The sequence below is a fragment of the Candidatus Hydrogenedentota bacterium genome (assembly GCA_035416745.1).
Classification (GTDB): domain Bacteria; phylum Hydrogenedentota; class Hydrogenedentia; order Hydrogenedentales; family SLHB01; genus UBA2224.
This window is the reverse complement of record DAOLNV010000160.1, coordinates 1-4,465: the sequence shown is the minus strand read 5'-3', so window position 1 is coordinate 4,465 and position 4,465 is coordinate 1. Positions and strand designations below refer to the sequence as shown.

Annotated in this window: 1 protein-coding gene; it reads right to left on the bottom strand. The window is 61.6% G+C overall.

Annotation, left to right across the window (positions count from 1 at the left end):
* Positions 1-347: 347 nt before the first annotated feature.
* A complete protein-coding gene (locus PLJ71_22490) occupies positions 348-4,259 on the bottom strand; it encodes a PQQ-binding-like beta-propeller repeat protein (protein HQM51457.1) in 3,912 nt (1,303 codons plus the stop codon).
* Between the last annotated feature and the right edge of the window lie 206 nt (positions 4,260-4,465).

The window sequence follows — 4,465 nt, the reverse complement described above, 5'->3', positions numbered from 1 at the left end:
CACACTTGAATCCCCCCGCAGAACCGGGGATACTGAGGCAGCGGGTGCTACACTTTTAGACCGCCACCCGCGGCACTTCTAGACCGCCGCGCCGCCTGATTCACGCACTGCAAGTCACCCAACGAATTTGTGCAATTCCCCAAGCAGAAAAACGATGGAGCATGAGTAGAACAGCATTCACGCTCTCGAACGGTGAACAGACGAGCGATATCACGATTCAGAACATCGGGTTGAACTCGGGATTACCGCAGGATGCCACTCAGTGAACGTGCCAATCCGTGCCGGATAGGTTTTCGGGAAGGACCGGCCGCGCCGGAGCCGGCCCAGTTCGTCTACTGTAAACACCGTCACATAGGGCGGTACGCCAGTGAAGTCTGGAGCGGGTAGGCGCAGGTGCAGCCGGAACTGGCCTCGGGAATAAGGACCAGGCCGCCCGCGGGGATGATGTTGATCCAACATCCGGGCCGCGTCACGACGTTGATAGGCGAGGAGCCTCCATTGGGCCGCAGATCGCGCATCCACGGATTGTTGCCGCGCCAGAACAGCGCATTTACCGAGCCCGAAATGCCCCCGCAACCGTGGCCATGCCGGTCAAATACCCAGCCTTCGACAAGCTCCCCGGTTATGATGTTGTGCGCGAACGGCCACAAGTAGGCGATGTCACCGATGAGGGTCGGGTGCCGGTTGTATTCTCCGTGTCCGCCGTCCGGCGCCAAGTCCGTCGGATTATCTGTCCGCCAGCGCAGAGCGCCCGTTCCGGCGTCGAAGGCATAGTAGTAATAGTGAACGATTTCCTTCCCGGTGATTGCACTTTTGGCCGCCGTGCCGCTTGCGCGGATATGCTCGCCTCCGTCAATCTTGGAGCCGCTTAATAGCAAGACGCCCTTCGCCAGGTTCAGGTAGCACGGCTGCTGGATATTCGTCATGTCGACGGGTTCCCTGTACACCGGCTCGCCCGTGGCGATATCCAGGGCGACGAGGAACTGGTGCCCGCCTTCCGTGACGTCCAGCATGGACAGGCGGCCCGTCGTGTCGGCCAGAGGTTTCTCGTTCTGGGTCTCCACGAAATAGACGCGGCCATCGCCCACGGTCAAGGTCGTGTCCAGAATCCGGCCGGAGGCGTAGGTCCAGAGAATAGAACCGTCTGTCCGGTCGAGTGCGAACACGCATTCGCTCAGCGCCACCAGCATGTTGGGATACCACAGGGGGCGGGTGTCCATCTGCATCTCATTCGTGATCTCGCTGATACCCGTACCCTTGGGCCTTCCGCTTCCGATCAGCGTGTTGCCGCTGCGTGAAAGATATCCCCACTCCTGCGGCACAACGCTCTGCCGCCCGGGCATGGTGAACGCCGCCATCCCACGGCCCGTGACGACGTCAAAACGATGACACACCTCGTCGGCCACGAGATACAGGCAGGTCTCATCGACCATGATATTGCTCGAGTCGAGAAAGACACCCGCACGGCGGGAACCGGGAACCTCGACGTGCCAGAAATGGGCTCCGTTGTATGCATCCACTACGTACACAATTTCGTCGCCGGGCACAAAGAGGCGGCCGTCCTTGTACAGCGGCGGTACATTGCGGAAATGCCGGTCAATCATGCGGCGGGGTCCGGGCGCACCGAACCACTGCAATTCGAGAGGCGCGCCCACCAGGATGTCGCCGCTCGAGGCGGAATTGCCGGGCTCCGCATAGGTATGGGTCCATTCACCTGCTCCTTCGAGGGGCCCGCGGCGCGCCATTCCCCACGTCCCGTTGGCGTCAACGGTCACACGCCAGTCGGGCAGGTCTCTCCCCCACTCCTCGAGTGCAGCCGCGTCCGAACCCCATACAAGCGCTGTGCCTCCGCATGGCCTCAGCAGACGCAGCACTTCCGCCGCAGGTGTGGCGGGAACCGGACCCGCCTCTTCCGAACAGACGAGCGCGATGACATTGATCGTCTGGTCCTGGTACGGGAGAGAAGCCTGGGAAGCTTTATGAACGGCAACGCGCGCGCCATTAAGACCCGCCTTCCGTAATTCCGCGCGCGCGGTCTCCGCGCGCTCCGGCACAGGCTCGACGCCGATGATTCGCAGGCCGGAGCGCTGGGCGAGTTCGCAGAGCAATGGGCCGTCGCCACCAAGAACCAGACAGTAGCCCCGGTCGAATCCACCATGCGCGATGATGCAATCGGCGAGCTGAGAACTCTTCCCATCGGTTGGGTGCAGCACCACGGAAGCGCTCTCGCGCCGGAGCTCGCTTTGCCCGTTCTCGAAGCTCCAGATCTGACCCTTGTCGGTGCTGACTATCAACCGGCCATGCGCAACGGCGAGGCCGTATGCCTTGCCCTCGACTTCGCCGGCCCACAATTGCGCGCCGTCGACTGTGGAATGGGCGGCAACCTGGTTCTCGTGCCCGACCAGCAGCACGTCGTCTGCCAGTATCATCGTATACGCCGTTTGCAACGGCACGCTCCACAGTTCGCACGAAGCCCGTTCCACCCGCAGTTGGCCCAGGCGCTGCTCCTGCTGCGGAGTCCGCTCCTCAATCTGTTCAATGGTGGCAATATGCTTGCTCAATTCGAGAAAGCGCGTTCGATCCAGCGCGACGAGGCCATCCTGCTTGAGGAAATACGTGACATCGCGCGTGGCGACTAGGGCAACTCCGGGCGCCGAGATTACGCGCTCCCGCAAAACCGGGGTATTGATGTGGAGTTCGCCGCTTTCGCTGGGGCCAGCTACAACCATATCGTCGAGCACCACCGCGAAGTTTCCTCCCAATCCCTCGAAGCTACCGAGTGCTTTCCCGCGGTTCCGGTCAAAGACCGCAGGGGCGGTCCGTCCGGTCGGCAGGTACAATTGGGAAGACGAAGCCAGCATATATCCCTGCGAAGCCGCACTGATCTTCTCTTTCCACACCTCGGCGCCGGATTCCGCGTCAACGGCGCAAAGGTACACGCCTTCCTCCGGAAACAGGCCTGCCGAGAAGAACGCTATCAACGGGGGTGCTTCTTCAGGCTCCCCGTTCGTCCGCAGAGGGCCGCGATCAACCGCGACGCCGGAACGAACCGGCCAGCGCGATATCATGCGGCCATTTCCTGGCATGCGCCGGTCCTCGGGTACAGCGCGGTACTTCCACAACAACGTTCCGCTGGCGGCATCGAGACAGTAAACACAGCCGTCGTCCGAACCTGCGTAGACGCGTCCCTGCGTTACCGTCGGAGCCAAACGGATTGGGCCCTCGGTCGTGAACGCCCATAGCACGCGCCCCGTCGCCGCGTCGAGGCAGTAGACGGAGTCGTCGGCGGACGAGCCGTAGAAAATGCTCTCACCGGAAGCCGCCACGTGAAAGACCCGGTCATACACCGTCGTTGCGCTGAGAGCCGCGATTCGATGAGCGATATCTTCCCTCGCGGGCTCGGGCCATGCCGGGACTGGCTTGTGCGCAGGCGTATGAACCCAGGCCGGGTTGAGCGGCAAATTCACACCCGCGGACGTGATGCCGCTGCGCCGGCAATCCCGCCGGTACGTGCACCAGTCCCCGGCCCCGCCCAGTTGGAAGGGCGGAGGAGATGGCGGAGGAGGGCTGTCGCTCACGCGGATATTGTCGATGCCCCAGAACCAGGCGTTCTTGCCCGCATACCGCCACTTCAGCACGAGCGTCCACGGCTGCAACGTGTTGGGCGCGGGAACTCTCACGGTTTCTTCGACATTGCCAAGGTTGAGAAAACGGTAATCCTTGATAAGCTGGTCTGGTCCGCCGTCTATCGAAGCCAGCAGGTGAACCGTGTGGTCCGACAATTGCGGGCATATCGTGTCAAAGCTCAGATAGACCGGCTTGCCCGCCGGAATAGGAATGACAGGCGATGCCAGGGTACTGTCAAATGGTGGCGGGGCATCCAAGTCGTCGTATTCATCCGAGTCCCCAACGGCGAACACGTTTTCGGCCCGCGTGAACTGTTCCCGGCCCTGGGTGGCGCACGCCACCCAGAACGGCAACGTCGTAAAACTCCAGCCGCTCCACTCGGGCACGCCTACGGACGTATCCATCCGGGAGTTGTCGATGGCCCAACCCGGGGGGGCATTGTGAGTCCATCCCTTGACGGCTGCATCGACAGGCTCGATTACCGCGCTCTGAAGCCCAGGAGCCAACGTGTCGAAGTTCTCTTCAAAAAGTATGGCCGCGGATGCCGTCGAAGCGTGTGCCAGGAGCGCGAGGCACCAGACACAACACGCGCTCAATAAGTGTTGATGAACAGAAGGCGATAGGGCTTTCATAAGCTCCCCCGAATTCACGTACGGACTACAATCTTGCCCTCGGCCACGCCATACCGACACGGACGGGTACGGAAAGACATGCCAAGGCACGCGACCGGACTGTTGACCATCGATGTGCCGTATTTGACCACGATTTACGCCGAGACTTCAACCAATGCAGGAGGAGCAGAAGGAGAAAACGTCTTGCTTTGGTCATCCTGAACCCA

What these genes read in the sequence shown, in the direction of transcription:
- PLJ71_22490 (HQM51457.1), bottom strand. Translation starts at nt 4,259, where the DNA reads ATGAAAGCCCTATCGCCTTCTGTTCATCAACACTTATTGAGCGCGTGT.